The organism is Sphingomonas sp., assembly GCF_964263785.1.
Classification (GTDB): domain Bacteria; phylum Pseudomonadota; class Alphaproteobacteria; order Sphingomonadales; family Sphingomonadaceae; genus Sphingomonas.
In genome coordinates this window covers 1-13,803 of the sequence record NZ_CAXVWL010000108.1, presented here as the reverse complement: position 1 = coordinate 13,803, position 13,803 = coordinate 1, and the positions used below count along the sequence as shown (strand labels likewise).

The 13,803-nt window shown below is 69.0% G+C and carries 12 protein-coding genes; 7 read left to right on the top strand and 5 right to left on the bottom strand.

Going from position 1 to position 13,803, the window contains the following annotated elements; translation table 11 throughout:
- The first annotated feature begins 1 nt into the window (after position 1).
- Genes ACE5C1_RS14250 through ACE5C1_RS14235 form a run of 4 tightly spaced genes read left to right on the top strand, consistent with a single transcriptional unit; the run spans position 2 to position 2,077 of the window.
- On the top strand, positions 2-244 hold the full coding sequence (locus ACE5C1_RS14250) for a DUF4160 domain-containing protein (RefSeq protein ID WP_374944733.1): 243 nt from the start codon (positions 2-4) through the stop codon (positions 242-244).
- Positions 228-482 carry a DUF2442 domain-containing protein gene (locus tag ACE5C1_RS14245; protein ID WP_374944732.1) on the top strand — a complete coding sequence of 85 codons (255 nt, stop codon included), beginning with the start codon at positions 228-230 and terminating at the stop codon, positions 480-482. The genes ACE5C1_RS14250 and ACE5C1_RS14245 overlap by 17 nt, the downstream gene beginning before the upstream one ends.
- A complete protein-coding gene (aroC, locus tag ACE5C1_RS14240) occupies positions 479-1,552 on the top strand; it encodes a chorismate synthase (protein WP_374944731.1) in 1,074 nt (357 codons plus the stop codon). Before ACE5C1_RS14245 ends, aroC begins: the two co-directional genes overlap by 4 nt.
- Before the next feature lie 45 nt (positions 1,553-1,597).
- Complete coding sequence (locus ACE5C1_RS14235; protein WP_374944730.1) at positions 1,598-2,077, top strand: hypothetical protein; 480 nt, start codon at positions 1,598-1,600, stop codon at positions 2,075-2,077.
- A 304-nt stretch (positions 2,078-2,381) separates the two neighbouring features.
- Here ACE5C1_RS14235 and ACE5C1_RS14230 read toward each other — a convergent pair whose 3' ends face one another.
- The gene (locus ACE5C1_RS14230; protein ID WP_374944729.1) at positions 2,382-3,671 is read right to left on the bottom strand and encodes an adenylosuccinate synthase; all 1,290 of its coding nucleotides are present in this window, start codon (positions 3,669-3,671) and stop codon (positions 2,382-2,384) included.
- Between the two features lie 464 nt (positions 3,672-4,135).
- Positions 4,136-5,311: an ATP phosphoribosyltransferase regulatory subunit gene (locus tag ACE5C1_RS14225; RefSeq protein WP_374944728.1), complete on the bottom strand. Its 1,176-nt coding sequence runs from the start codon at positions 5,309-5,311 to the stop codon at positions 4,136-4,138.
- A gap of 122 nt (positions 5,312-5,433) precedes the next feature.
- Between ACE5C1_RS14225 and ACE5C1_RS14220 the strand changes: the two genes are divergently transcribed.
- Together ACE5C1_RS14220 and ACE5C1_RS14215 are read left to right on the top strand one after the other, a co-directional pair.
- Positions 5,434-6,435 carry a threonine aldolase family protein gene (locus tag ACE5C1_RS14220; RefSeq protein WP_374944749.1) on the top strand — a complete coding sequence of 334 codons (1,002 nt, stop codon included), beginning with the start codon at positions 5,434-5,436 and terminating at the stop codon, positions 6,433-6,435.
- A complete protein-coding gene (locus ACE5C1_RS14215) occupies positions 6,432-7,343 on the top strand; it encodes a DMT family transporter (protein ID WP_374944727.1) in 912 nt (303 codons plus the stop codon). The genes ACE5C1_RS14220 and ACE5C1_RS14215 overlap by 4 nt, the downstream gene beginning before the upstream one ends.
- On the opposite strand, the gene ACE5C1_RS14210 is transcribed toward ACE5C1_RS14215, so the two are convergent.
- Both ACE5C1_RS14210 and ACE5C1_RS14205 read right to left on the bottom strand, forming a co-directional pair.
- A complete protein-coding gene (locus tag ACE5C1_RS14210) occupies positions 7,253-8,083 on the bottom strand; it encodes an NAD(P)-dependent oxidoreductase (RefSeq protein WP_374944726.1) in 831 nt (276 codons plus the stop codon). The two genes, ACE5C1_RS14215 and ACE5C1_RS14210, sit on opposite strands and share 91 nt — an antisense overlap.
- 10 nt (positions 8,084-8,093) lie before the next feature.
- Complete coding sequence (locus ACE5C1_RS14205; RefSeq protein WP_374944725.1) at positions 8,094-9,740, bottom strand: M28 family peptidase; 1,647 nt, start codon at positions 9,738-9,740, stop codon at positions 8,094-8,096.
- A 131-nt stretch (positions 9,741-9,871) separates the two neighbouring features.
- Here ACE5C1_RS14205 and pepN point away from each other — a divergent pair, with 131 nt between their 5' ends.
- Positions 9,872-12,457, top strand: a complete 2,586-nt coding sequence (gene pepN / locus ACE5C1_RS14200) for an aminopeptidase N (RefSeq protein ID WP_374944748.1) — start codon at positions 9,872-9,874, stop codon at positions 12,455-12,457.
- A 9-nt stretch (positions 12,458-12,466) separates the two neighbouring features.
- Here pepN and ACE5C1_RS14195 read toward each other — a convergent pair.
- The coding region (locus ACE5C1_RS14195) for a DUF4157 domain-containing protein (protein WP_374944724.1) at positions 12,467-13,803 on the bottom strand (1,337 nt) is incomplete at its 5' end.

The following is a 13,803-nucleotide window of genomic DNA, read 5'->3' as shown; positions in this document are numbered from 1 at the left end:
GATGCCCAAGCTGCTTGAATGGAGCGGCTGGAAATTCTTCTTCTACTCTCGCGAAGGTATGCCTCTCGAACCACCGCACGTCCACGTCCGCAAGGATCGCAGTGAAGCAAAGATATGGCTGACGCCCATTGTTCGCGTCGCTTCCGACCGACGGATGGACCCGCGAACGCTGAAAATGCTATTGGACGTTGTGAGTACACATCGGGATGGGTTTGTGGAGCAATGGAATGACTTTTTTTCCTGAACCCGTCGGCGTCTCTTTCGATGATGTCTCCATGAGCGTCGCTCTGGACGATGGGCGCACCATCACCGTGCCACTGGCATGGTACCCGCGCCTGTCCGGTGCCGATCGAACCCTGTTGGAAGCTTATGAACTCAGTCCCGGCGGCATCCATTGGGATGCGCTCGACGAAGACCTGGCGGTTGAAGGTATGATGGCTGCCCGGGTTATCTTTGCGCCGGAAGCGCGTCGGGCGGCGTGAGCTTCAACACCTTCGGCCGCGTATTCAGGTTCACCACCTGGGGCGAATCGCATGGCCCAGCGCTCGGCGCGGTGATCGACGGCTGCCCGCCTGGACTCGCCTTATCCGAGACCGACATTCAGCCTTGGCTAGACCGCCGCCGCCCGGGCACGTCACGTTTCACCACGCAGCGGCGGGAGCCGGACGCGGTGCGTATCCTTTCTGGCGTGTTCGAAGGGCGGACCACCGGCACGCCGATCAGTCTGATGATCGAGAACGTCGACCAGCGATCCAAAGACTATTCGGAGGTCGCGCGGGCGTACCGCCCCGGCCACGCCGACTATGCCTATGACGCCAAATACGGCTTTCGCGACCATCGCGGCGGCGGGCGGTCGTCAGCGCGTGAGACGGCGGCGCGGGTGGCGGCTGGCGCAGTGGCGCGGCTCGTCATTCCTCAGGCCCGCGTGCGCGCATGGGTTGAGGCGATCGGCGGGGATGCGATCGACCCGACGAACTTCGACGATGCGCAGATCGACGCGAATCCTTTCTTCTGCCCCGACGCGGCGGCCGCCGCGCGCTGGGAGGCGCTGGTCGATGCCGCGCGCAAGGCCGGCTCGTCGCTCGGCGCGGTGGTCGCATGCGAGGCGACCGGGGTGCCTGCGGGCTGGGGGGCGCCGCTCTACGCCAAGCTCGACAGCGAACTCGCGGCCGCTGCCATGTCGATCAATGCGGTCAAGGGGGTCGAGATCGGCGACGGCTTCGCCGCGGCGGCGCTGTCGGGCGAGCAGAATGCCGACGCGATGCGGCCCGGAGAGGACGGGCCGTCCTTTCTCGCCAACCATGCGGGTGGCATCGCGGGCGGCATTGCGACGGGGCAGCCGATCCGCCTGCGCGTCGCATTCAAGCCGACCAGCTCGATCCTGACTCCAGTCGAGACGGTCACCCGATCCGGTGATGCCACCGAGATCGCCACCCGCGGTCGCCACGATCCGTGCGTCGGCATCCGCGGCGCGCCCGTGGTCGAGGCGATGATGGCGCTGGTGCTGGCGGACCAGGCGTTGCTCCACCGCGCCCAGTGCGGGGAACGCTGAACGCCCCAGATACGTTGACTGCCTGAAAAATCAGGAGAGTTCATCATGCGCATCCTTCCCATTGCCGCAGCGCTGCTGCTTCCGGTCGCCGCGGTCTCGGCCCAGACCACCGGGAGTTCCACCGGTAGCGGCACAACCGGCAGCACCGGCCAGACGACCGGTACCATGAGCGGAACCATGGGCAGCCCGACGGGCGGAACGGTGGGCAGCACAACGAGCGGCACCACGGGGACGACGATGCAGCCCTCCACCAGCGCGCGTCCGACCACCTCGACCACGCGCAGCCGCCAGACCTCGCGTACGCGTGGCCGCACCGGAACGACGACCGGGACCACCACCGGCACGACGACGACCACCGACATGCCGATGTCCACCAGCCCGTCGACCACGACCGGCGTGGATATGGGCACGACCGGGTCGACGACGACGCCGAACGGCAGCATGGGCAGCACCGGCGCGGCCGTCGGCAGCGGCGCTACTGGCACCACGAGCCCGTCGACGACGGGCACGACCGTTCCCCAGTAAGCGTAATGTCGGACGAGTGGCGTACTGCCGCCCGTCCGCACCGTCGGAGCAGCCGATGCGGTGGGCTACGCTCGCCAGTGTCGTCATGCTAAGTGTGTCTGCGGCCGCGCTGGCGCAGGTCGATTCGACGCCCGTCGGGGACAAAGTGCCGGGCCCCGAGGCAACGGTGCTCGACAACACGGGTGCGCCAAGCGCCGCCGCAACCGCAACGCCGAACGAGACCGATCCGAGAGCGCCCTCGACCGCGTTGGTCAACAGCGCCGCAAACGTTTCCGCCGACCCCGGTCAGCGGCCACCCAGATAATCAATCCGCGAAGGGATCGCGGACCAGGATCGTGTCTTCGCGCTCGGGGCTGGTCGAGACCAGCGCCACCGGGCAGCGGATCAGTTCCTCGACCCGGCGGATGTATTTGATCGCCTCCGTGGGCAGATCGGCCCAACTTCGTGCGCCTGCGGTCGATCCTGCCCATCCCGCAACCGTCTCGTACACCGGCTCGACCGCGGCTTGGTCCGCGGCATGCGCGGGGAAATAGTCGAGCGGCTCGCCGCGGAGCCGATAGCCGGTGCAGATGCGGACCTCCTCGAAGCCGTCGAGCACGTCCAGCTTGGTCAGCGCGATGCCGGTAATGCCGCCGACCGCAACCGATTGCCGCACCAGCACCGCGTCGAACCACCCGCACCGCCGCTTGCGCCCGGTCACCGTGCCGAATTCGTGGCCGCGCACCCCCAGCCGCTCGCCCGTCGAATCCGCAAGCTCGGTCGGGAACGGCCCCGATCCTACCCGCGTCGTGTAAGCCTTGGCGATCCCCAGCACGAAGCCGACCGCGCTCGGACCCAATCCCGAACCGCCCGCTGCCGTCCCCGCGATGGTGTTCGACGAGGTGACGAAGGGATAGGTGCCGTGATCGACGTCGAGCAGCACGCCCTGCGCGCCTTCGAACAGGATACGCCGCCCGCGCGCGCGCGCTTCGTTGAGATCGCGCCAGACGGGCTTGGCGAACTGGAGGACGAAGCCGGCAATATCGCGCAGCTCCTCGATCAGCGCGGCGCGGTCGATCGGCGGCTTGCCGAAACCGGCGCGCAGCGCGTCGTGGTGGGCGGTCAGGCGGTCGAGCTGCGCGTCGAGCTGGTCGAGGTGCGCCAGGTCGCAGACGCGGATCGCGCGGCGGCCCACCTTGTCCTCATACGCCGGGCCGATGCCGCGGCGGGTGGTGCCGATCTTGCCGATGCCGCTCGCATCCTCGCGCAAGGCGTCGAGGTCGCGGTGGAAGGGCAGGATCAGCGCGCAATTGTCGGCGATGCGCAACGTTTCGGGGGTCGCGGATACGCCCTGTTCGGCCAGCCGCGCGATCTCGTCGCGCAGTGCCCAGGGATCGAGGACGACTCCGTTGCCGATCACCGACGGCGTGCCGCGGACGATGCCCGAGGGCAGCAGCGACAGCTTGTAGACCTTGTTGCCGACGACCAGCGTGTGCCCGGCGTTGTGCCCGCCCTGGAAACGCACCACCATGTCGGCGCGCTCGGCGAGCCAGTCGACGATCTTGCCCTTGCCCTCGTCGCCCCATTGCGCGCCGATGACCGCCACATTGCCCACGCGAATACCCCTTGGCTGTTGCGGGTGCCGCTTAGGCGGCAGGGCCGGACGGGTCCATGGATTTGTGCATGTGCCGGAGCCGGAAGGTGAGGCTAAGGTGAGGCCAATGGGCGTTGCTGCACGGACTGGGCGTTGACGCCGGTTGACACGTAAACGTGCGCCGACCGGTTCCGTTTACGTGACCATGACAAAGAGCGCGGGATTGCTCCCGGGTGCACTATGACGAGAGGCGAAGCTGTAGGACAGGAATATTTGCAGGGGGTGCCTCCCCCATCCCCGTCATGCCAGCGCAGCTGCATCTCAGGCGGTGGTGCGCAGCAGCGGCCGGATGGAACGGGGCGGCTGATCGAGGAGGTCAATCCTGATTGGTTGGTTCGACACGATCGTGTGATCGCTTGAGACCCCAGCCTTCGCTGGGGTGACGGGCGGGGCAATACTCGGCGCCAGTTCCCCGTTCCATGTGGCTACCCTAGCGCGTCATCGCGTGAGACCCCAGCCTTCGCTGGGGTGACGGGCAAGGACACGGGCAAGGACACGGGCAAGGGCATGGCCTCTCCCCCCATCCACACGTGGGTGCACACCTGCGCCTCGGGCGTGTCGCCTGCTTCCAGCGCCGCCACCGTGACCCAGCCCGCCGCGCGCATCGCTGCGGCTTCGGCGGGCGGGGTGCCGAAGGGCAGGAACAGGCGGCGCCGTTCGGGGCCGCCGCTCACGCCGACGAGCGGGTCGGCAAAGAGGGAGAAGCCGGTCGCGCCTTCTTCCGCCCCGTTTTCGTGCAGGATCGTGTAGGTGCCGCCGCGGCCCACCTCGCGCCCGATGCCGCCTGCGAACAGTGAAAAGCCGAGCCACGACTGGTATTCGAAGCCGTGACGCTCGGTGGGGTCGAGGGTCAGGGTGACGGCATCGCCCAGAGCGTCCGCGATCCGCGCCAGCCCGTCGAGCCGCGACGCCAGCGCGCCCGTCGTGTCGAACCCGCGCAACCGCTCCATCGCGGCCGCGAACGGACCCGCCGCCTCGATCAGCGGAAGGTATTCGGGTGCGAGCGCGGCGACGCCGCCTGCATCCTTGGCATCCAGGCGGTCGCGCAACGCCGCGATCCGATCGGGCGAGACCGGCAGCGGCCCCGCCGCCAGCGTGTCGACCAGGTCCGGCAGCGTGAAGTCGATCGAGGGCGCGCGCGCACCCGCCGCCGCCAGCGCCTCGACAGCGACAGCGACGACTTCGGCGGCGGCGGCGACGGTGTCGAGGCCGATCAGCTCGCAGCCGATCTGCCGCGCCTCGCGCTCCGGGCTGAGCTGCGGGCTGCGCAGGCGTAGGATCGATCCGGCGTAGCTGAGGCGGACGGGCCGTGGGTGATGCGCCATCCGGGTGGCGGCGATGCGCGCAACCTGCGCGGTGATATCCGGGCGGATCGCGATCGTCGCCTGGCTGACCGGATCGACATAGCGCACCGCGTGCGCGAGCCCGCCCGCCTTCAGCCGCGTCGCGAGCCCGTCGGCGAACTCGGCAAGCGGCGGATCGACGCGCTCGTAGCCGTAGAGCCGCGCCGCATCGAGCACCCGGCGCTCCAGCGCTGCCGCGGCGTCGGCGACGGGAGGCAGACGATCGTGGAGTCCTTCGGGGAGCAGGCCGGGTTTCATGCGCGCGGCGATAGCGGCGAGCGGCTCCCGGTGCCACTTATTCCTCCTGTCCGTCCTCGCAACGAAGGGCACGAGCCCGGGTGATTGTTGACGCGCCCCGCCACGCGCAGCAATGCGTCATCATGCGCTTCTTCTCCGACAACGCCGCCCCCGTGCATCCCCAGGTGATGGCGGCAATGGCCACTGCCAACACGCTCGACACCGCATATGACGGCGACGCGCTGAGCCGCAGCCTGGACGCGGCACTATCGGAGCTGTTCGAGGCGCCGGTGCGCAGCGTCTGGGTGCCGAGCGGCACCGCGGCCAACTGCCTCGCGCTCGCGGCGATGTGCCCGCCGCACGGCGGCGTCGTCTGCCACCGCGATGCGCACATCCAGAACGACGAATGCGGCGCGCCCGAATTCTATACGCACGGGGCCAAGCTGCTGCTCGCCGACGGCGACGGCGCCAAGGTCACGCCGGAGACCCTCACCGCGGTCATCGACGCGATTGCCAAGGACGTCCACCGTGTCCAGCCGCACGCGATCTCGATCACCAACGCCACCGAATATGGCCGCGTCTACACCCCCGCAGAAGTCGCCGCGATCGGCGCGCTGGCGAAGGCGAAGGGATTGCGCCTCCACATGGACGGCGCGCGCTTCGCCAATGCGGTCGCGACGCTGGGCTGCGCGCCCGCCGACGTCACCTGGCGCGCGGGCGTCGACGCGCTCTCCTTCGGCTTCGTCAAGAACGGCGCGATGAACGCGGAGGCGCTCGTGTTCTTCGACACCGACCTGTTCGGTGCCACGCTGCAGCGGCGTAAGCGCGCAGGCCTGCTGCTGAGCAAGGGGCGCTATCTCGCCGCGCAGATGCTGGCGATGCTCGATGGCGATCTCTGGCTCGACACCGCGCGCGCCGCCAACGCCGCTGCGAGCGAACTGTCGGCGAGCGCGGGCGCGCGATTGGTCCACCCGGTCGAGGCCAACGAGGTGTTCCTTCGCGCCACGCCGGACGAGGCCGCGAGCCTGCGCGCGCAAGGATTCGACTTCTACGACTGGGCGGAGGGCGAGGTCCGCTTCGTCACCGCCTGGGACACCGATCCCGCGCATGTCGCCGCGCTGGCGCGGGCGATCGCGGGGTTGTGACGGCCAAGCCCAACTCGACGCGCGCTGCGATCCTTATCCCGTTTGCGATCGTCACGCTTCTTTGGGGATCGACCTGGATCGTCATTCGCGATCAGCTCGCGGTCGTCCCCGCCTCGTGGTCGGTCTCCTACCGCTTCCTCGTCGGCGGCATGGCGATGGCGGCGTTTGCGTTCGCCAGGCGCGAGCCATTGCGGCTGGATGCCCGCGGCTGGCGCTTCGCCGCCATCCTCGGGAGCGCGCAATTCGTTCTCAACTTCAACTTCGTGTACCGGGCGGAGGCGTACATTACCTCAGGGCTCGTCGCGGTCGTGTTCGCGATGCTGCTCGTCCCCAATGCGGTGTTCGCGCGCGTCTTCCTCAACCAGCGGATGGGGCGGCAGCTCGTGATCGGCTCGGGCGTCGCGATGGCGGGCACCGCCTTGCTGTTCCTGCACGAGGCGCGCACCGACCCGAACGGCCCCGCCGCATCGCTGATGGGGATCGGCTTTACGCTCTGCGCCATCCTGTCCGCCTCCACCGCCAACGTCATGCAGGCGACCGAGATCGCCAAACGCTACCCGATGGCGCCGATGCTCGCGGTCGCGATGCTGATCGGCGCCGCGCTCGACGCCATCTTCGCCTATGCGACCGCGGGTCCGCCGGCGTTCGAGTGGCGTCTGGGCTACATTCTCGGCGTGCTCTATCTGGGGCTGTTCGCCTCGGCGGTCGCGTTCACGCTCTACTTTCGCGTGATCCGCGTGATCGGTCCGGCCAAGGCGGCCTATAGCAGCGTCATCGTGCCCGTGATCGCGATGCTGCTGTCGACGCTGTTCGAGGGCTACCGCTGGTCGCCGCTTGCGGTCGCGGGCGCGGTGCTGACCGGTATCGGGCTGGTCATTGCACTCAGGGCCCGCAGGCCCGCGCGGTAATCGGGGTAGAGCGGTCGCCAGCCGAGCACGCGCTTGGCCTTGCCATTCGCCACCCGCCGGTTCTCGGCGTAGAAGCCGCGGGCTTGTCGGCTGAGCGTCTCCAGCGCCACCACTGGCGGGGGCGGCAGGCCGAGCAGCGCCGCCGCAAAGGTCACCACCTGGTCCTGCGAGCAGGGCCGGTCGTCGGCCAAATTGTACGCCCTCGCCGGCGCATCGAACCCTGCGATCACCCCTCGCGCGATATCCTCGACATGGCAACGGCTGAACACCTGGCCCGCGATGCAGGTCCGGTGCGCCTTGCCCTCTCGCACACGGTCGATCGGCGAACGGCCGAAACCGTAAATGCCGGGCAGCCGGAACACCCGCGCCCCCAGTGCAAGCCAGTCGGCATCCGCCCGCGCGCGCGTATCGCGTCGACCGCCGCCGGTCGGTGAGGTCTCGTCGACCCAAGCGCCGTCCGCATCGCCATACACACCGGTAGACGACAGATAGCCGAGCCACGCCCCCGAGCGGGCGAGCGCCGAACCATAGGCAGCGAGAGCGGGGTCAGCATCGTCGGCGGGCGGCACGGACGACAGGACGTGGCTCGCGAGCGCGATCTCCCGCGCGACGGCATCGCGATCGTCGAACCGCAGCGTGCCGCCACGGCCATCGCGCGTCGTTCCGAGCACGCGCCACTCGGGCACGAGCGCCGCCACCGCCTGCGCGGTATAGCCCAGCCCGAGGATCAGCAGCCTCACGCCATCACGCTCATCGGGCCGCCATCGGGCCCTTGTACAACGTCCCGAAATAATCGTCGCGGTTCCACACCGGCCGGTCCGCGCCATCGGCGATCTCGCGCGCGATGCGGTAGTTGATGTCGACGAAGCGCACCCCCTGGTCCCACAGGATCGGCTGGGACACGTCGTCGCACGGGTGGTGGTAGCAGCCGCCGAGGAACGCCTCGGTCGCGGCCTTGCCGCCATTGGCGGGGCCCGGCCACAGGAACACCGACGGCACGCCTTTCTGGACGAAGCGGAAATGGTCCGACCGCACGAAGATGCCCTGTTCGGGGATCGGGTCCGCCGCGAGGCCCACGCCGGCCGCCGCCGCGGCGCGCCGCACGATCGGCCCCAAAGTCGACCGCTCGGCGCCGAACGCGACCATGTCCTGGAACCGATAGAACAGGATCGGCATGTCGAGGTTCACGTCGGCGACGATGTCCTTCAAAGGGACCGTCGGGTGTTCGGAGAAATAGTCGCTGCCGATCAGCCCCTTCTCCTCCGCGGTCACCGCCAGGAATAGGATCGAGCGTTTCGGCGCGGCCCCGCTCGCCTTGAAGCGCTTCGCTTCCTCGATCAGGCTGGCGATGCCGATCGCATCGTCGAGCGCGCCGTTGTTGATCCGGTCTCCCCCATCCGGCCCCGCCTTCGACACGCCCAAGTGATCGAGGTGCGCCGACAGCACGACGACCTCGCCGCCCGCCTTGGGGTCGCTGCCGGGGATGAGCCCTGCGACGTTGGAACTGTGCGCGGGCGCGAACACCGTCTTCGTCGCCGCCGACAGCGTGCCGGGGAGCGCCGCCGAGCGATAGGCGGGTGCCTCCTTCGCGCCTTCAGCGGCAATCGCCTGCCACGCCGGGCCGAACAGGCTGGCGGCGCCCGCGGGCGACAGCGTGCCGAGCGAAGCAATCGGCGCCTCGGCATGACCGGTGCCATCGGCTTGCGCCCAGGCGGTGCGCGGCGCGGCATAGCCCGTGGCCATTCGCGCCATGCCATCCGCGGTCATATTGGGGCTGGCGATCTGGATGGTCGCCACCGCGCCACGCTGCGCGGCGGCCTGCATCTTGGTCTTGGCCGATCCGAAGAACGCGCGCTCCTCCCCCGCGAACCGAGCCGGTGCGCCGCCGACAAAGGCGACGATCTTGCCGCGCACGTCGACGCCGCGGTAATCGTCCTGCTTATATTGCGGGGCGCGGATGCCGTAGCCGACGAAGACGACCGGCGCCGACACCGCAACCTCCGCCTTCGCCGGATCGGCGGCGGGCACATAGTCCACGCCGAAGGCGAGGCGCTGCGCCGTGCCGCCCCGCGGGGTCCAGACGAAATCGCCCTTGCCCGCAGCCTTGTAGGTGACGAGCGGCACCTGCTGCAGGTAGCCGCCGGCATCGCCCGCAGGCTTAAGCCCCGCGGCATAGAATTGCGCCGCAACATATTGCGCGGCGATGTCATATTCCGGGGTCCCCGCCTCGCGCCCGCGCATCGCGTCGGAAGCCAGGAACAGGACGTGCGCCTTCAGCGCCGCCTGCGCCGCGGGCAAGGGCGCGTAGACGACGGCGTTGGTGGCGGGTGCAGGCGCCTGAGCGATCACTGTCGAGGCCGAGGCCGCCAGGAGAAATGCCACCGATCCACGGAACATGGTGATTACCTCGAAAAACGAGTCGCTGCCGGTAGCACACCGTGCCGGGCGCGCAATCCGATCCGCCCCGCCTGGCGGAGGAACAGGAGGCTGGCACCCCCGGCCCTAGCGTCTATATCCGCCCCATGGACATGCACAGCCCCAGCCAGCCCGCGCTCGCCCCGCAACCGACGCGCCGCGCGGACTACACGCCGCCTGCGTGGCTTGCACCGGACATCGCTCTCGATTTCGATCTCGACCCCGCCGCCACCCGCATCCGCGCGACGCTGTCGGTGGTGCGCAACGGCACCGAGCACGACCTGCGCCTCGACGGCGCCGGGCAGACCCCGCTGTCGGTTCGAGTCGACGGCGTGGCGGTCAACGACTGGCGGATCGACGGCGAGCAGCTCGTCATCCCGCTCAGCGGCGCGGTGCACACGATCGAGACCGAGGTCGAGATCGCGCCCGACCGCAACACCCAGCTGATGGGCCTCTACGCATCGGGCGGCAACCTGTGCACCCAGTGCGAGGCCGAGGGGTTCCGTCGCATCACGTACTTCCCCGATCGCCCCGACGTGCTGAGCACCTACCGCGTACGGATGACCGCCGATGCGACGCGCTTCCCCGTGCTCCTCGCCAACGGCGATCCGGTCGCGCAAGGCACGCTCGACGGCGGCCGTCATTGGGCGGAGTGGAACGATCCCTTTCCCAAGCCCTGCTACCTCTTCGCGCTCGTCGCCGGGGACCTCGCGGTCAACCGCGGCTCCTTCACGACGATGTCGGGACGTGAGGTGACCCTGGGCATCTGGGCGCGCGAGGCGGATCTCGCGCGCACCACGCATGCGCTCCATGCGCTCAAACTCGCGATGGCGTGGGATGAACGCGTTTATGGGCGCGAATACGATCTCGACGTGTTCAACATCGTCGCGGTCGACGATTTCAATTTCGGCGCGATGGAGAACAAGGGGCTGAACATCTTCAACAGCCGCTACATCCTCGCCGATCCCGATACTGCGACCGATTACGATTACGACGCAATCGCCGCGGTCGTCGCGCACGAATATTTCCACAATTGGTCGGGCAACCGCATCACCTGCCGCGACTGGTTCCAGTTGAGCCTCAAGGAAGGCTTCACCGTCTACCGCGACCAGGGGTTCTCCGCCGACCAGGGCTCGGCCGCGGTCAAGCGGATCGAGGATGTTCGGGGCCTGCGCGCCGCGCAATTTCCCGAGGATGCCGGGCCGCTTGCGCATCCGATCCGCCCCGACAGCTACTTCGAGATCAGCAATTTCTACACCGCCACCATCTACAACAAGGGCGCCGAGATCGTCCGGATGATGGCGACGATCCTCGGTCCCCAGCAATTCCGTGCCGCTACCGACCTCTACTTCGCCCGCTTCGACGGTACAGCCGCGACCTGCGAGGACTATGTCGCGTGCATGGAGGAAGCGGGCGGGATCGACCTGACCCAGTTCCGTTTGTGGTACTCGCAGGCGGGCACGCCTCGGGTGGCCGCATCGCTCGATCACACCGCAGGCCGGGCCACGTTGCGCCTGGCGCAGAGCGTGCCGCCGACGCCCGGGCAGCCGCTCAAGCAACCGATGGTCCTCCCCCTCAAGCTGCGCCTGTTCGGGGCGGAGACCGGCCGACCGCTGACCGACGAGAGCCTCGTTCTGCTCGACAGCCCCGACATGACGCTCACCTTCGAAGGGCTCGCCGAGCGCCCGGTGCTGTCGATCAACCGCGGCTTTTCCGCCCAGGTCGCGATCGAAAGCGACCGCACCGCCGCCGAGCTCGCCTTCCTCAGCGCGCACGACGACGATCCGTTCGCGCGCTACGAAGCGATGCAGCAGCTGATGCTCGACACCCTCGTTGCCAGCGCGGCGCACGGCCGCGGCGATCACGACGCGGTCGTCTCGGCGGTCCGCAACACGCTCGCCGATCCCGCGCTCGACCGCGCCTTTGTCGCCGAAGCGGTGCTGCTGCCGTCCGAAAGCTTCATCGGCGACCAGATGGCGGTCGTCGATCCGGAAGCGATCTTCCGTGCGCGCGAGGCGCTGCGCCGCGATCTCGCGCGCGCGCTGGCGGATCAGTGGCGCCTCGCGCTTGAACAGGCGCCGAGAGGCCCCTACGAATACACCCCCGACGCCAAGGGTAGCCGCCGCCTGCGCAACGTCGCGCTGGGCTACATCGGTGCGGGCGGCGCGCCGGATGCCGATACGCTGGCATTCGCGCAGTTCGAGCGTGCCGACAACATGACCGACCGCCAGGGTGCGCTGACCATGCTGGCGAGCGGCACGTCGGACAAGCGAATTGCCGCGCTCGACATCTTCTACAATCGCTATTCGAACGACGCGCTGGTGCTCGACAAATGGTTCCAGACCCAGGCGCTTTCGACCCGCGACGATACTGCGGCCATCGTCGCCGAGCTGGCCGACCACCGCGACTTCACCCTGGCCAACCCCAACCGCGCGCGCGCGCTGATCGGTGCCTTCGGGGTCAACCAGCGCGCCTTCCACACGCCGGGCGGTGCGGGCTATCGCTTCCTGGCGGATCAGTTGATCGCGCTCGACCGGTTGAACCCGCAGACCGCCGCCAAGCTGCTTCCGCCGCTAGGCCGCTGGCGCCGCTTCGACGCGGGCCGCGGCGCGCTCATGCGCGCCGAGCTGGAACGGATCGCGGGCACGCCGGGCCTGTCCAAGGACACGCTGGAGCAGGCGACCAAGAGCCTGGAATAGCGGCAGCGCTCAGAAGTTGCGGATGAACTGCAGTCCCAATATGCCCTCGGCCTTGCCGATCGGTTCGGGCAGGCCCGGCATGCTCAGCCCCGGGTTCGGTCGCGGATCGCGAATGCCCGCGCCGATCTGAAACCACCCCTGGTCGCCGGCGCGAAACGCGAGGCCGAGCGGCATGTGCCAGGGTGACGTGCTGCTCGCCTCCGCATTGCGCAACGGGCTGTAGGCATCGTGGTTCACCGTCACCGGGGTCTTGCGTGCCGCCTCCTCCAGCCGCGCGTCCATCGCGCGGCCGCCGGTGGCGATCAGCGTTTCCCACCACGGATCGCGCGGGTCTGGCGGTCGCAGGTAGCGGCGTATCCTGGGGAGCACGACCTCCTTCATCAGCAGCGAGCGGGTAAGCGGGTTCGGGCTCGCCAGCAGCGCGGCGATGTCGCGCCCCAGTTCCTGGATGACCAATGCGGCGAGCCGGCGCGCCTCGACGAAGCCCTTGGCGTCGGCGGTGTCCTTGGCGATGCGCGCATGCGAATAGCGTTCGGTGCGCGCCGCGGCGGCCTCGGCCATGCCGTGATAATAGGGCTTCATCTCGGACGTGGCGACACCGCCCTGCACATGCGCCAGCGACGACTGTTCGTTGGCGGCGTCTCCCGCGAAGCTGCCGGTCAGCAGCGGCTCGCCCTTCGCTGCCCCCGCGATATGCTCGATGAAGTTCGAATGCGCAAAGAAGTCCTCTACGGTGTGGAAGGCGTTGCCGAGCCATTGCAGGCTGCGCGGATTGGCACCCGCCTGGGCAAGGCTGTCCAACTGGCTCTCGATGTAATCGATCGGCGAGTAATCGATGCGCCCGGGCGCCAGCTGCTTGAACGACCCCGGCGCGGGCCCACGCGTGCGCCAGCGGCCGGTCGCGGGATCGAAGATGAAATTGTCGAAATGCTCGGCCGCATCATAACCGCCGAAGCCCAGCCGCTGGCCGAGCAGCAGCGCGTTCACCGCAGGCGGCAGCTGGCTATAGTCGCGCTGGATGTTGCCGCGCTCGACCGCGTGGAGCTGTTCGGGCGCGAACAGGCCGCCTAGCGCGGCTTCCTCGATGACATGGTGGTTGTCGTCGCTGAAACAGGCGAGCGCAGGAGTGGCGACCGGCTGCGGCGCGGGCGCCCGCCGCCCCGCCGCGACCCGGCCCGCGGCTTGCTCCGCGGCGCGCTCCTCGGCTGCACCCGCGGTGCGCAAGCGTCCGCCCGGGCCGGGTGCGGCGGTGCCCGACTGCTGCACCACATGCGCGAGTTCGTGCGCGAGCAGGCGCCGCCCCGCGGCGCTCGCCGGATCGTGGCGCATCGCACCGAAGGCGACAT